We start from the raw sequence: 14,250 nt of genomic DNA on the forward strand, positions 1-14,250 counted from the left end.
CATTGCTTTGCGGGTTGACGAATGTCCGCGATAGGTATATAGTTAAATATAATTTCAAAAATCAGAAGTCCCATCAAAAGGGACTCACAGGAGGGATAGATATGCTTCGTGTATTAGTTAACGGTGCCGATGGCCGCATGGGCAGCCAGGTCGTCAAAGCCGTCTTTGAAGACCCGGAACTGGAAGTAGCCGGTGGCATCAGCATTACTCATGTCGGCGAAGATGTCGGTGACATCGCCGGTGTCGGCCACTTAGGACTGACCATCCGCGATGACCTGGGCGCTGCCCTCGATGACATCAAACCGGATGTCGTCGTCGATTTCACCACGCCGAAAGTCATCTTCAACAACGCTAAGACCTGCATCGAACACGGTGTCAATATGGTCGTCGGCACGACGGGCCTGACCGCTGAACAGCGTCATGAACTCCATGCCCTGGCTCTGGAAAAGAAGACGAGCATCTTCATTGCCCCGAACTTTTCCATCGGCGCTGTCCTGATGATGAAGCTCTCGACAGAAGTCGCTCCGTATCTGCCGGATGTCGAAATCATCGAACTCCATCACAACAATAAACTGGACGCTCCGTCCGGCACGGCCATCATGACGGCCGATAAGATCGATGCGGCCCGCAAAGAAGCTGGTGTACAGCCGGCTCCGGATAAGACCCATGAAAGCCTCGATGGCGCCCGCGGTGCTTCCGTAGATGGCATCCCCATCCACAGTGTCCGCCTTCCGGGCTATATCGCTCATCAGCAAGTCTTATTCGGGGGATATGGCGAACTGCTGACGATCCGCCACGATTCGATGGACCGCAAGTCCTTCATGCCTGGCGTCGTCTTAGCCGTCAAGAAAGTAAGCTCTCGTCCGGGCTTGACCTTTGGACTGGAAAACTATTTATAAAAAGAACCATTAGGGGAGGAAGTTTGTTATGACAAAAGAACCGGTAGTAGCGATTTTAGGTGCCACAGGTGCCGTAGGCCAGGAATTTATCCGCTTGATCGAAGAACGAAAATTCCCGTACAGCAAGTTGAAGTTATTAGCATCGTACCGTTCGGCTGGCAAGAAAATGACTGTCAACGGGGAAGAATATACCGTTGAAGAAGCCAAACCGGAATCTTTCGACGGTGTCGACATCGGCTTGTTCGCCGGCGGCTCGATCAGTAAAGAATTGGGACCTGAAGCTGCTAAACGGGGCTGCATCGTCATCGACAACTCCAGCACGTTCCGCATGGACCCCAACGTACCGCTCGTCGTACCGGAAGTCAATCCCGAAGATATCGCCTGGCACAAGGGCATCATTGCCAACCCGAACTGCTCGACGATCATCATGCTCATGGCCCTCAAGCCGATTCATGACTTGTCGCCGATCAAACGCATTATCGTCAGCACGTACCAGGCCGTTTCCGGTGCCGGCAAAGAAGGTATCGACGAACTGCGCGATGAAACGGAAGCCTACCTCAAAGGGGAAGAAATGCAGCCGAAGATCCTGCCCAGCAAGAGCCTTCCCAAGCATTATCCCATCGCGTTCAACCTCATCCCGCAGATCGATAAATTCGTAGAAAAAGACTACACCAAAGAAGAAATGAAGATGGTCAACGAAACGCACAAGATGCTCCACGACGACTCCATCGCCATTACGGCTACGACCGTCCGCGTACCGGTCTTCCGCAGCCATGCTGAATCGGTCTATGTCGAAACGGCCGATGAACTGACTGTCGATGCCGTCCGCAAAGCCATCGATGCGTTCCCCGGTGCCCAGGTCCAGGACAACCCGGCTGAAATGGAATATCCTATGCCCTTGTTCACGTCGGAAAAATACGACTGCTACGTCGGCCGTATCCGCAAGGACCTGTATAATCCGAAGGCCATCAATCTCTGGGTATCGGGCGACCAGATCCGCAAAGGCGCTGCCCTCAATGCCCTGCAGATTGCCGAATACATGCTGGCTCACGACATGATCCACTAAGTACGAAGGATGGGAGATGAACCTTTTATGTTAACTTTTCCAAATGTGATTGTTGCCATGGTCACGCCGTTCCACGAAGACGGTTCTGTCAATTATGAAGCGGCTGTTGAACTGGCTAAGAAATATGCTGATGAAGGCTCGGCCATCCTCGTCGGGGCTACGACGGGCGAAGGGGCTGTCATGACGGAAGAAGAAAAGCTCAAGCTCTTCCAAGTCACGGCAGATGCCTTGAAAGACAAGACCCTGGTCATGGGCAATGTCGGCACCAACAATACGCTCCAGACTATCGAAATGGCCAAGAAGGCCAAAGATACGGGCGTCGACGTCCTGCTGTGCATCGTCCCGTATTATAATAAACCGAACCAGGAAGGCTGTTACGCTCACTTTGCTGCCATCGCCAAGTCGACGGACCTGCCTATCTTCATTTATAACGTACCGGGCCGTACAGGCGGCAAAATCGAACCGCAGACGGTCTGCCAGCTGGCTCATGACTTCCCGAACATCATCGGCCTCAAAGACGCCAGCGGCGACCTCGATTATGCCGGCTACGTCGCAGCCAATGCACCGGAAGGTTTCCACCTCTACAGCGGTGACGACAACCTGACCCTGCCCATCGTCGCTGTCGGCGGCGAAGGCGTCATTTCCGTAGCTGCCCACGTCATCGGCAAGGAAATGAACGAAATGATCCAGGCCCATAAAGACGGCGACGTCAAGAAAGCCGCTGCCCTCCATCAGAAATACCTGCCCTTCATGAAAGGCTGTTTCTGCACGGTCAGCCCGGTTCCGGTCAAGACCATGCTCAACCTGCTCGGCTTCCCGGCTGGACCCTTCCGCCTGCCCTTGGTAGACGCTACGCCGGAAATCAAGGCCAAATGTGAACAATACCTGAAAGATATCGGTCGGCTATAAGCGCTGATAAATAGAAACCGCTCCGACCTGTACTCAAGCCTCCCTTTATAGGGGAGGTGGCCCAACGGGCCGGAGAGGTTCCTATAAATTTGGTTTTATATTAAAAAAAGCCTTGACATATTTCCGATTTCTTGTTATGATATATGAGTCGTCAGGAACGACAAGACATGACTCGGTAGCTCAGCTGGATAGAGTGACTGACTACGAATCAGTAGGTCTAGGGTTCGAATCCCTACCGGGTCACCATAGAAAAAAGCTCACGCATTTTGCGTGAGCTTTTTTGTTGTGTTTGATGTGTGATGAAAGGCTCCCTTTATAGGGGAGCTGGCCGCCGAAGGCGGTCTGAGAGGTTGATTTTTACCAGCCCCCTAGCCTCTAGCCACTTAAAAGGGGCTGTCGCACGAAGGTTTTTGCCATCATGCGAGGGCCCTTTTTCTTAAATGTTTGAGGTTTGATGTATGACGTTTGAGGCGATGGCTTTTAAATTTTGTCCCCTCCACATCAAACTTTCAACTTCAAACTTCAAACTCAAAAAGGGCTTGTCGTCATGCGACAAGCCCTTTTTTTACGACGACTATAAACTGCACGAAAATAGTATTGATTGAATGAAAAGGCCATGCTATAATAGGCTCAGAAAGAAGGGATTCCTATGAAAATTGAAGAAGGTACAATTATTTCTATAAAAGAACAAGGCACGGCCGAAATCAAGGTCGGCCGCCATTCTGACTGCATCGCCTGCGGCGCCTGTGACGGGGCTGACAACATCGTCGTCACCGCCGTCGACCCGTTGGGCGTCAAAGTCGGCCAGCACGTCAAATTTGAATTTCGCGATGTCAACATCGTCATCGGCGCCTTCATCTGTTTCGTCATGCCGCTCCTGGTCTGCGCAGCCGGTGCCTTTGCCGGCCACTTCCTGGCCCTGGCCCAGGGCTTCGATACGGTCCAGACTGCTGTTATCGGCGGCATCATCGGCTTTCTCATCGGCGCCGTCGGCGTCAAACTCTTCGACCGCTCCCTGTCGAAAGATATAAATTCCAAGCCGAAGATCATCGAAATCTGTTCGGGGAATTAAGAAGGACAGGCGCCTGACGGCGCCGTCCGTGCGGGGCTGCTGTATAAGGGAATCCTCCTTTATAGGCAGCTCTTTTTTACACGGTTTGCCGTGGTTCGTTTGCCGTAATGGAAAACGAACCACGAACCACGCCAAACGAACCACGGCGCCCGCTTATGGGCGCCCTTCACTGCCCGTCCGGCAGCGTATCGGCGAGGCTGAAGCTGGTGCCGTCGTTGAGGGTGATAGCCGTGATGTGGAGTTCACCGGTCATGCCGTCCAGGTTTTGCGAACGGATCAGGCTGTATTGCGAAGGAATGAGGGGATTGAGGAGAAACTGGCTTTCGTGGGTCCTCTTTTCAGCCGATGTCGACAGGCGCAGGGGCGACGTGTAGAGGACGGCTTTATCGCTGTCCCGGCGCAGGGTATAGACGGCTTTGATCGCAGCGATGTCGCTGCGGTCCTTGCGGAAGACCGGCGTATAGCTCAGGCGCAGGAAGGTACGGCCCTGGCCGCTGACAATCTTGGACGACACGTTGCGGACGGTCATGATGGCGTCGATTTTTTTCTGGGTCGGTTCATTGTACTCGTCCAATTCCTGCTTCATGACCTCCCGCAAGTCGTTGAGGAAGGCTGCCGGGTCGGCCAGTCCCGTGATCATCCAGGTCTGGGACGGCGTCTGTTCCAGCGTGACCGTGCAGGGGACGGTGGCGCCCAGGCGGTCATTGTACAAGTAGAGCTTGACTGTCTTGCCCTGGCTCCAGTCGGCACTGTCGAGATGCCAGCCGGCCAGGGGGATGGAGAGGCCGGCGCTCTTCAAGGTGCGCTGCAGGTTATCACCTGTCTTTTTGTATTCGTCGTTGTCCGTATTGCCCGTCAAAGTCCAATCCAGGTACAGGTCGGCTGTGGTGACGAAAGAAGACCGCAAAGGCGAGCGGACGAGGTTCAATAAAAAAGCTTCGTCCGTGCTGTCCGACGTATGGGATACGAGGGCATCGAAGAACTGGCCGCTCAGGGCTTCTTCGTCGACGTGCTGGCTGAAAGTCTCGATATCGCCGCTGTGGGCGGCGCGGATGACCTGGGCGACGGCATAATCCGGCGTTTTCATATATATGTGGTGGTAGGCGGCGACTGCGGCGATGAGGCAGCCCATGAGGACGACCAGGGCCAGGAAGACGCTGCCATCCCATAAGGTGAGTACTCGTTTTCTCATAGATTATCCTTCCTTACTGAGCGAAATTCCGTTTTCCTCATTATACCACAGTCTGTGCTGGGCGTTCAGCTTTTCCGCTCATCTGCCGCAGGTTACCAAAATATGGTATAATGAATATGTTATCAGCGAAAGAAAAGGAGCGTGATTCCTGTGGTTACGTTACACGATGTAAAATCAGGGGATTCCTATGAAGTCAAGGAAGGGGTGACGCTGCAGCAGGTCTGCGAACAGTATTGCCAGCACGGCGATATGCCCATTGCAGCCGCCTTGTACAATAATGAATGTGTCGGCCTCCAGACCAAGGTCGACCAGGGCGGCGATGTCGACTGGCTGCCCATCAATACGATGGAAGGCAACCAGTGCATTATCCGTACGGCCATTTTCCTCTTGGTCCGCGCCGTGAGTGATCTCTATCCCGATGGCAAGGTCCTGGTCAAACACGCCTTGCGCAAGGCCTTGTACTGCGAATTGGAAATCGGTCATACCGTCACCGTTCACGACGTAGAGATCATCAAGAAGCGCATGCACGAAATCGTCGAACAGGATGAACCGATTTCCCAGGTCATCGCCAGCGCCGAAACGGCTATGGAAATGTGCCGCAACCGCCATATGATGCGGGAAGCGGAACTCCTGCGCCACGTCGACGTCACCCATATCATGGCCTATCAGTGCGGCCAGACCTTCGATTACTACATGGGGCCCCTCCTGCCCAGCATGGGCTATGTGACCTGCTTCAACCTGCGGTCCTATGCACCGGGCGTCATCTTGGAAACGCCGACGGTAGACAATCCGAACGAACTGCCGGAATACAAGGAAATCCCCAAGATGGCCCGGCTCTTCCTGGATGCCGAAGAATGGGGGCGCATCGTCCGCTGCGAATACGTCTACGACCTGAACCACTATATCGAGGAAGGCAACATCCAGGATATGGTCGATATGGCCGAAGCCCTGCAGGAAAAGAAATTGGGCCAGATTGCCGACTACATCGTCAGCCGCCGCCCGAAAATCAAAGTCGTCCTCATCGCCGGGCCGTCGTCAGCGGGCAAGACGACGTTCTGCAAGCGCCTGACGACGCAGCTCCGCGTCAATGGCCTGCGGCCCATCGGCATTTCCCTGGACGACTACTTCTATAACCGCGAAGATACGCCGAAGAACCCCGACGGCAGCTATGACTTCGAATCGCTGCGGGCCATCGACGTGCCCCTCTTCAACCAGCAGATCGACGACCTCAACCAGGGCAAGGAAGTCCACTTGGCCCGTTTCGATTTCGTCACGGGGCACCGCCATTTCGACGAAAAGCCTGTGGTCCTGGAAAAAGGACAGCCCATCGTCGTTGAAGGCTTGCACGCCCTCAACGATTCCCTGACCTACATGCTGCCGCGCTATGAAAAGGTCAAGATTTCTCTGGGCGTCTTGACGCAGATACGCATTAACGACCACAACCGTATTTCTACGTCGGATACGCGCATCATCCGCCGCATGGTTCGGGATCAGCAGTTCCGTGACCGCGGGCCCATGGCGACCATGGATATCTGGGCTGACGTCCGCCGCGGCGAAGAAAAGAACATCTATCCTTATCAGGAAGATGCCGATACGATTTTCAACACGGCCCTGCCTTATGAACTGGCCGTCCTCAAGCCTTATGCCGAACCGCTCCTGGAATCGATCGACAAGGACAGCGTCCATTACGCCGAAGCCCGTCGCCTCCTGCGATTCCTCAAGCCCTTCAAGAGCATCGATTCGTCCGTCGTACCGCCCAATTCGCTGCTGCGCGAATTCATTGGGCCAGACCGAAAAAAATGATTGACAAAGCCTAATGAGATAGATATAATAGTATAGTCGAGGTAGAAATATGAAACTACAAGTCGAAGAAGCACTAAAAGAAGCCGGGAAGTCTTTCCCCTTTTCTTTTGAATGTCCGGCTGCCGAGCTAGGTGAAGTGGATGACCTTCCTTGGAAGGACGCCACAGTAGTTGTGGACGGGGCCTATTGGTTCGATGGCAACCACATGGTAGTACAGGGAACCATAGAGACCACCGGCATGTACACCTGCAGCCGCTGCCTGTCACCGGTATCGGTGGATCGGAATGAAACACTGTCTGAAGTCTATGGTACGGAAGCAGAGCTTCCCGAGGACGTATTGCCCTATAATGGGGAATACATCGATTTGACGGAGACAATTAGAGAAACGTTGATCCTCAGCGAGCCCATGAGGGTTTTGTGCCGGCCAGACTGCAAAGGGCTTTGTCCGCAGTGCGGTGCAAACCTGAACGACGGACCCTGTAGTTGTCCTACCGACAAGATTGATCCAAGACTCGAAGTCCTGGCTCAATTATTGCGATCCAAAGAAAAGCGCTAGAAATAACGTACCATGTGATTTAAGGAGGTGCAGAACATGGCAGTACCGAAGAACAGATTATCCCAGACTCGTCAGAAGATGCGTCGCGCAAACTGGAAATTGACCGCACCGGGCTACGTAGAATGCCCGCAGTGCCACGAAGCAATGATGCCTCATCATGTATGCCCGACTTGCGGCTACTATAAAGGCAAACAGGTTGTCAACAACACAACAGCTGAATAAGAGCATGATATAAAAAGGAGCTGTCCCTACGGGACAGCTCCTTTTTGTGGTTCGTTTGGCGTGATTCGTTGGTCGAAGGGAAGGGCACTTGACGGCGCCAACAGGCGCCTACTGCTCTTCGCCCACTCGCGCCCGCAGAGCCTCCAGAAAGGCTTCGCACGAGCGGGAGAGAAGGCGGTATTTCTTCCAGGCGACGAGAGACGAGACTTCAAAGGGAGGGTCCAGAGGCAGGAAGATGAGGTCCGGACCTTGCTGGTGTTCCAATTTATCGAGGCAGAGAAGATTGGTGATTCCTTGCCGGACTAAGACATTGACGTTGCAGGAGAGGTCCATGGTGCCGACAATGGTTAGCTTTTCAGGCGTGACCTTGCCTTGTGACCAAGCAACCAAATCGAAAGAACGATTCGTGTGCCGTGACGAAACCATGAGTGGCATCTGTGTAATCATTTCCGGTGTCACCTTGCCTGCATCTGCCCAGGGACCATGGGCACTGGTAACGACGCCTAACTTATTTTTTCCCGGCAGGCGCAGGTATTCATACTTTTCGGCGTGGAAAGGCTCTATGAAGAGCGCAAAATCAAGAAGCCCGTGTTCCAGTTTTTCCTGAATCGTATCGGCATTGCCCGTCCAGAGTTCGATGGTCAGGCGCGGATTGTCCCGGCGCAGCTCGGCGAAGGTCTCCGTCAGGTAATGAATCAGGTGCGTAATGCCGGCGCCGATGCGGATGTTGCCGGAAAGGTCCGTATTGTCGTCGCGGATTTCTTCTTCCGTCTGGTCGACGAGGGAGAGGATTTCTTCGGCTCGCTGACGCAGGTGGACCCCTTCTTCGGTCAGGACCGTGCTGCGATTCGTGCGAGTGAAGAGCTTTTTGCCCAATTCTGCTTCGAGATCGGCCATCTGCCGCGACAGCGTCGGCTGCGTGACGTGCAGGACGTTGGCAGCTTCGGTCATATTTTCTTCTCTGGCGACAGCCAAGAAGTAATGCAGCGTACGTAATTCCATAATGATTCCCCCTTTTTCCTTATTGTAAATCTCTTTCGTCGTATCTGCAATAAAAAAAATACATATCCGATACTAATTTATAAGCATTTTACATTTCATACTTTTTTTGGTAAGATAAGAGCATGAAATGAATTGATTCTGGTATTTACAGAAAGGATGAAGAAGACTCATGTTAGGGAATTTCACATACTGCAATCCGACGAAACTCTATTTTGGCAAAGATGCACTGGAAAACCTCCACGGCGAACTGCAGAAATACGGTAAGAAAATCGTCCTGGTCTACGGCGGCGGCTCGATCAAGAAGAACGGGATTTATGATGACGTCGTCAAAATCCTGCAGGACGAAGGCAAGGACGTAGCGGAAATCGCCGGCGTCATGCCCAATCCGACAATCCATAAGCTGCGCGAAGGCATCGACATCGCAAGAAAGCACGGCGTGGACCTCATCCTCGCCGTCGGCGGCGGTTCCGTCATCGACTATGCCAAGGCCCTGGCCGTCTCCGTACATTGCGACGAAGATCCGTGGGATAAATATTTCATCCGCTTCGAAGAACCGAGCTGTGACATCGTCCCTGTCGGCGATGTCCTGACCATGGTCGGCACGGGTTCTGAAATGAACGCCGGTTCCGTCATTACCTATCCGGAAAAGAAACTGAAGATTGGCCATGTCTTTGCTGACGAAAGCGTCATGCCCCGTTTTTCCATCATGAATCCGGTCTACACCATGACCCTGCCGAAATATCAGATGATTGCTGGCATCTATGACATCTTCAATCACATCTGCGAACAGTATTTTTCCGGTGAAGACGACAATACCAGCGACTATCTGGCCGAAGGCCTCATGCGCAATGTCATCGAAGCCAGCCGCAAAGCCGTCGTCGATCCGACGGATTACGAAGCACGCTCCAATCTGATGTGGGACGCCACCTGGGCTCTGAACACGCTCATCGCCAAGGGGAAATCGACGGACTGGATGGTCCACATGCTGGGCCAGGCCGTCGGCGCCTGCACGAATGCCACGCACGGCATGACGCTCTCTGCCGTGTCCCTGCCGTATTACCGCTTCATCATGAAAGACGGTCTGCCGAAATTCGTCCGCTTCGCCAAAGCCGTATGGAATGTCGATGCCGACGGCAGGAGCGATGAAGAAATCGCCGCAGCCGGCCTGGAACGCATGAAGACCTGGATGCAGGAACTCGGCCTCGTGCTCCACATCAAAGAACTCGGTGCGACAGAAGACATGCTCGACGACCTCGTGAACGGCACGCTGATCCTTGACGGCGGCTATCGAGTCCTGACCAAAGACGAAATCAGGGATATCTTCCGACAGGCCATGTAAGGGAAGGGAACGTGTTTTACGTCTAACTGCTGCATCATAGTGAAAAAAAGTAAATATCCAAGACGTGCCTGTGGCCGTCCGCAGTCCGGAAATTGCGGAATCGTTTATCGTTCATCGTTGGCGAAACGGGTTCGCTGACGCATCGCCTCGGACTCAGATGGCGCTGCGCGCCTTTAGACTCAGGATTATATTACGACCATGCGCAGTCCGTCATAAATTCCGTGACGATGCCATTATTCTGGGCGGGATTGCCAAGCGCAATCCCCTACGAAATCGCATACAGGCGATATTAAATAATTATACGGCCGTAGGGGCGCCCATAACCGGGCGCCCGCGTGAATCCTGGGCATAGCCGGAATTTATGACATGTGGCACACGGTCGTAATGCAATCCGGAATTTCAGGATGCGCAGCATCCATCTGAGTCCGAGAAATGTCATTAAAAACAGATTAAACTTTTTGAGCTGACCCCCAATTGTTAGACCTAACATCTAACGATTGGGGGTCACATCATGTCGTGGCTCCTATTTATCTTTTCCCGCCAGAAGACTCCCACCTCTTAGGTGGGGGATGAATGGCGGTGCTTGAGTGGGTTCAATGCCCGTAAAAAGCACAAAAACGCTGTAACTCATCTTGAAAATCATCACTATTTCCCACATAATAATCATATAATAAAAAAGGAGGTGAAAAATGTGTATCTTACTCAATCAAATGTCATCAGAAATCTTTCCAAAGAAGACTATGCCATGCTGCGGGAGATGTGCCAATACAGCAATAACCTCTACAACGTGGCTCTCTACAACATCAGGCAATACTATTTCCAAGAGAAGAAGTTCTTGAAATACGAAGAAAATTACCATGTCTGCAAGGAAAACGAAAACTACGGTCTGTTGCAGGCTGGCGTGTCTCAGCAGATATTGAAGGTGGCTGACCGCAGTTTCAAGTCATTCTTCAATCTCATAAAAAAGGCAAAATCAGGAGAATATCGCTTCAAGGACATCAAAATGCCTCACTATCGGGAAAAAGGCGGCATGTTCAACCTGATTCTTTCCACGAACGCCATAAACGTAAAAGATGGATTCTTGACGATCCCCATGAGTCGGGGATTTTCTAAACGGCATGGCCGTAAGCCAATCAAAATCCCTTTCCCTGCAAGACTGAAAGAGAAAACCATCAAGGAAGTCCGTATCTGTCCCATATATAATGGCAGATACTTCAAAATCCAGTATTACTATCTTCAGGAGAAAGAACCTCAAGACGTTTCACCGGACAATGTCCTTGCTATCGACATCGGTCTTGAAAATCTGGCAACTTGCGTGACCAACACCGGGACGGCGTTCATCATGGACGGGCGTAAACTTAAATCAATCAACCAGTATTGGAACAAGCAGAAAGCCTACTATCAGGGGATTGCCGACAAACAAGGACAGAAGAAAACGCACAGGCTCTATGCCTTAGCAAGAAAACGTAATAATCGGACACAGGACTACCTCCGCAAGGTTGCCCGCTATATCATCAACTACTGTATCGAACACCGTATCGGAACCATCGTCTGTGGTTATAACGGTGACTTTAAACGTAGTATCGACCTGGGTAGGATAACCAACCAGCAGTTTACGCAAATCAGTTTCGGTAATCTGCGTGAAACACTGGAAGGACTTTGCGAGCGTTACGGTATGCGATATATCGAACAGGAAGAATCTTACACTTCTCAAGCAAGTTGCTTGGATTTAGACGATATTCCTGTCTATAATCCTGAACAGCCGTATACTGGCACGTTCAGTGGGAAGCGTATCCACCGTGGCTTGTACCAGTTCGCCGATGGCAGGATGGCCAACGCGGATGTGAATGGAGCATACAACATACTCCGTAAAAGTAAGCAGAACTTCGATTTCGAGGGACTGTGTAAGGGGCTTTTGGACAGCCCTTTGAGAATAAGGATATCCTGACAGCTAACTCCTTTGGAATAGGCTGTCAGGCGTTAGTCCGTGTATCAAACTTCTCAAGAATCTCCCGCTTCTATAAGCGGGAGAGGTTCAAATTCTGTATTCCTTAAACAATTTTTCTCGGAATTCTGCACCTTCCGTAGCTTTCGTCGCATCATCGTAACGTTTTTCTTTCAACAATAAACTCATCAATTAAAGGTTTTTGCCATCATACAGGCACCCTTTTTGTACGTCGTTTGTCGTGATGTTTAAAACTTTTAATAATTTGCCGTACGGGAGACATCGCTTTTCTTATATTTGTGAGAATTTTCGACGAACGATGAACGAACTACGATGAACGTTCGCCAGCCACGGACTGCGAACGGCCAACTGCGGACTGCGGCGCCGCAGGCGCCTACTCCCCATGAAATACATAAATAGAATATCCAGCTCTATTCTATAAGCATTTCACATTTCATTTATCGATTGTTACAATGAAACTGTAAAGAATTAAGGCTTTTGGTTTTCGGAATGAAGGAGCATGACGATGAAGAAGATGCTGATTGTTTATTATAGTTGGAGCAATGGGAATACCGCGAAGATTGCAGCTCAGCTGCAGCGGGTTGCCGGCACTGACATGGAACGAATTGAAACGCTTCATCCCTATGAAGGCAGATATGACGATGTCGTGGCTCAGGGCCAGCGGGAAGTGAACAGCGGCTTCATGCCGGAAATCAAGGCCCTGCCGTATGATCCGGCGGATTATGACGTCATTGCCGTAGGTACGCCTACTTGGTGGTATACGATGGCGCCGGCGGTCAAGTCTTTTTTGGCGGATCATGATTTCAGCGGCAAGCAGGTCATCCTTTTCCAGACCCACGGCGGCTGGCCCGGCCATACGCTGAAAGATATGGAAAAGGCCTGCCGGGGCGCGTCTTTCGGTCCGTCGCTGGCGGTACAGTTCGATTCGACCGGCGGCAGTAAGTTGGTGACAGCTGCACAGGACATCGATGATTGGATTGAGGAAGTGAAGCAGTGTTTATAGGAGAAAGCAGGTACTATGAAAAACTAGGCTTTTAATATTTGCTGTACGTATTCCTAAAACTAAATTATAGGCATTTCACATTTCACAGAAACCTTGGTAAGATAAGAGTGTAAAGAAAACAAGGTCTCAGGAGGTAGATGCCATGGATGAAAAAGTACGGCAGAACCTGGTAGATGCGGGCTGCTCGGAAGGCTTCATTGACGACTATGCAGCAGCGGGCAGCGGCAGTGAACAGCTTTGCCGCCTGCGGCAGCATCGGAAAGAACTGCTCCGCCGCATACATGACGGCCAGCGCCAGCTCGATTGTCTTGATTATTTGATTTATCAGGTGAAAAGAGGAAAGTCATGAATTTAGAAGAAATCAAAAAGAACGGTCCCTTTGCCATCGGCGGGGAAAATGTCGATTACGCCCAGTATTTCGACGGTACGAGCTATCTCAATATGATCTCACTGAAGCAGGTCGTCGTCGGCAATGTGACTTTTGAAGCGGGCTGCCGCAATCACTGGCACATCCATCATGCTACAAAAGGCGGCGGCCAGATGCTCCTGGTCACGGCCGGCCGCGGCTGGTATCAGGAATGGGGCGAACCGGCCCAGGCGCTCCATGCCGGCGACGTCGTCCACATCCCGGCCAACGTCAAGCATTGGCACGGTGCCGCCAAGGACAGTGCCTTCCAGCATCTGGCCATCGAAGTCGACGGGACCGATACGAGTACGGAATGGTGTGAAGCCGTCAAGGAGGCTGATTATGAAGCTCTTCCGTAAGCCGTTGTTAGCAGCCGGGCTCATCGCCCTGGCCGGGATAGGATTTTTGGGAACAGGAGATGCATTTGCCATGAATACAACTGATAATCAGCCGAAAAAAGCCGTTAAAATTGTCCAGACCGCAGGGCGGCAGCAGCTGGGAAACTTTGCCCCCGATTTTGCCCGTTATAATGACGACATCCTCTTTGGTGAAGTGTGGAGCAAGAACGATGTCCTGCCCCTCAAAGAACGGAGCATCGTCACCGTGTCGGCCCTCATCGCCCAGGGCATTACTGACAGTTCTTTGAAATATCATATGGAAACAGCCAGGAAAAATGGCGTCACTAAGGACGAAATGGCCGAAATCATTACGCAGCTCGCCTTTTACAGCGGCTGGCCCAAAGCCTGGGCTGCCTTTGGCTATGCCAAAGAAGTATATAGTGAAAATATTAAATAAAGTGTAATTTTTGAGAAAGG

15 protein-coding genes and 1 tRNA gene are annotated in these 14,250 nt (G+C 51.9%); 14 read left to right on the forward strand and 2 right to left on the reverse strand.

All coding sequences use genetic code 11. The features are described from left to right. The first annotated feature begins 101 nt into the window (after positions 1-101). From dapB to NOS26_RS07485, 5 genes are all read left to right on the forward strand, one after another. Positions 102-899 carry a 4-hydroxy-tetrahydrodipicolinate reductase gene (dapB, locus tag NOS26_RS07465; protein WP_014015973.1) on the forward strand — a complete coding sequence of 266 codons (798 nt, stop codon included), beginning with the start codon at positions 102-104 and terminating at the stop codon, positions 897-899. 28 nt (positions 900-927) lie between these two features. Beyond that, the gene (locus tag NOS26_RS07470; RefSeq protein ID WP_014015974.1) at positions 928-1,965 is read left to right on the forward strand and encodes an aspartate-semialdehyde dehydrogenase; all 1,038 of its coding nucleotides are present in this window, start codon (positions 928-930) and stop codon (positions 1,963-1,965) included. Positions 1,966-1,992: 27 nt separating this feature from the next. Beyond that, complete coding sequence (dapA, locus tag NOS26_RS07475; protein ID WP_022498334.1) at positions 1,993-2,874, forward strand: 4-hydroxy-tetrahydrodipicolinate synthase; 882 nt, start codon at positions 1,993-1,995, stop codon at positions 2,872-2,874. 169 nt (positions 2,875-3,043) lie between these two features. Beyond that, positions 3,044-3,120: transfer RNA gene (locus tag NOS26_RS07480), tRNA-Arg, on the forward strand. A gap of 403 nt (positions 3,121-3,523) precedes the next feature. Continuing rightward, positions 3,524-3,946, forward strand: a complete 423-nt coding sequence (locus NOS26_RS07485) for a SoxR reducing system RseC family protein (protein ID WP_022497290.1) — start codon at positions 3,524-3,526, stop codon at positions 3,944-3,946. A gap of 166 nt (positions 3,947-4,112) precedes the next feature. Here NOS26_RS07485 and NOS26_RS07490 read toward each other — a convergent pair whose 3' ends face one another. Continuing rightward, complete coding sequence (locus tag NOS26_RS07490) at positions 4,113-5,138, reverse strand: hypothetical protein (protein ID WP_014016177.1); 1,026 nt, start codon at positions 5,136-5,138, stop codon at positions 4,113-4,115. Positions 5,139-5,288: 150 nt separating this feature from the next. Here NOS26_RS07490 and NOS26_RS07495 point away from each other — a divergent pair, with 150 nt between their 5' ends. From NOS26_RS07495 to rpmF, 3 genes are read left to right on the forward strand one after another with little or no spacing between them, the layout of a single operon-like run. Then, positions 5,289-6,941: a nucleoside kinase gene (locus NOS26_RS07495; RefSeq protein ID WP_072982522.1), complete on the forward strand. Its 1,653-nt coding sequence runs from the start codon at positions 5,289-5,291 to the stop codon at positions 6,939-6,941. Between the two features lie 49 nt (positions 6,942-6,990). After that, entirely contained in the window at positions 6,991-7,497 is a 507-nt protein-coding gene (locus NOS26_RS07500) for a DUF177 domain-containing protein (RefSeq protein WP_072982523.1), read from the forward strand. 36 nt (positions 7,498-7,533) lie between these two features. After that, positions 7,534-7,719, forward strand: coding sequence for a 50S ribosomal protein L32 (rpmF, locus tag NOS26_RS07505; protein ID WP_014016180.1), 186 nt, complete (start codon positions 7,534-7,536; stop codon positions 7,717-7,719). A gap of 108 nt (positions 7,720-7,827) precedes the next feature. On the opposite strand, the gene NOS26_RS07510 is transcribed toward rpmF, so the two are convergent. After that, on the reverse strand, positions 7,828-8,721 hold the full coding sequence (locus NOS26_RS07510; protein ID WP_072982525.1) for a LysR family transcriptional regulator: 894 nt from the start codon (positions 8,719-8,721) through the stop codon (positions 7,828-7,830). 169 nt (positions 8,722-8,890) lie between these two features. Between NOS26_RS07510 and NOS26_RS07515 the strand changes: the two genes are divergently transcribed. The 6 genes from NOS26_RS07515 to NOS26_RS07540 all read left to right on the forward strand — a co-directional run bounded on the left by NOS26_RS07515 (position 8,891) and on the right by NOS26_RS07540 (position 14,230). Further along, positions 8,891-10,060, forward strand: coding sequence for an iron-containing alcohol dehydrogenase (locus NOS26_RS07515; protein ID WP_072982528.1), 1,170 nt, complete (start codon positions 8,891-8,893; stop codon positions 10,058-10,060). A 691-nt stretch (positions 10,061-10,751) separates the two neighbouring features. Beyond that, complete coding sequence (locus NOS26_RS07520; protein ID WP_036203330.1) at positions 10,752-12,008, forward strand: RNA-guided endonuclease TnpB family protein; 1,257 nt, start codon at positions 10,752-10,754, stop codon at positions 12,006-12,008. 523 nt (positions 12,009-12,531) lie between these two features. Continuing rightward, positions 12,532-13,029 (forward strand): flavodoxin, encoded by a 498-nt coding sequence (locus NOS26_RS07525; protein ID WP_074787530.1) that lies wholly within the window; start codon positions 12,532-12,534, stop codon positions 13,027-13,029. Between the two features lie 142 nt (positions 13,030-13,171). Next, positions 13,172-13,378 carry a hypothetical protein gene (locus NOS26_RS07530; protein WP_014016184.1) on the forward strand — a complete coding sequence of 69 codons (207 nt, stop codon included), beginning with the start codon at positions 13,172-13,174 and terminating at the stop codon, positions 13,376-13,378. Then, positions 13,375-13,794 carry a cupin domain-containing protein gene (locus NOS26_RS07535; RefSeq protein ID WP_014016185.1) on the forward strand — a complete coding sequence of 140 codons (420 nt, stop codon included), beginning with the start codon at positions 13,375-13,377 and terminating at the stop codon, positions 13,792-13,794. The genes NOS26_RS07530 and NOS26_RS07535 overlap by 4 nt, the downstream gene beginning before the upstream one ends. After that, positions 13,778-14,230 (forward strand): carboxymuconolactone decarboxylase family protein, encoded by a 453-nt coding sequence (locus tag NOS26_RS07540; protein ID WP_014016186.1) that lies wholly within the window; start codon positions 13,778-13,780, stop codon positions 14,228-14,230. The genes NOS26_RS07535 and NOS26_RS07540 overlap by 17 nt, the downstream gene beginning before the upstream one ends. Positions 14,231-14,250: the final 20 nt, after the last annotated feature.

Source organism: Megasphaera sp. SC8-1, from assembly GCF_024436295.1.
Lineage (GTDB): Bacteria > Bacillota > Negativicutes > Veillonellales > Megasphaeraceae > Megasphaera > Megasphaera elsdenii.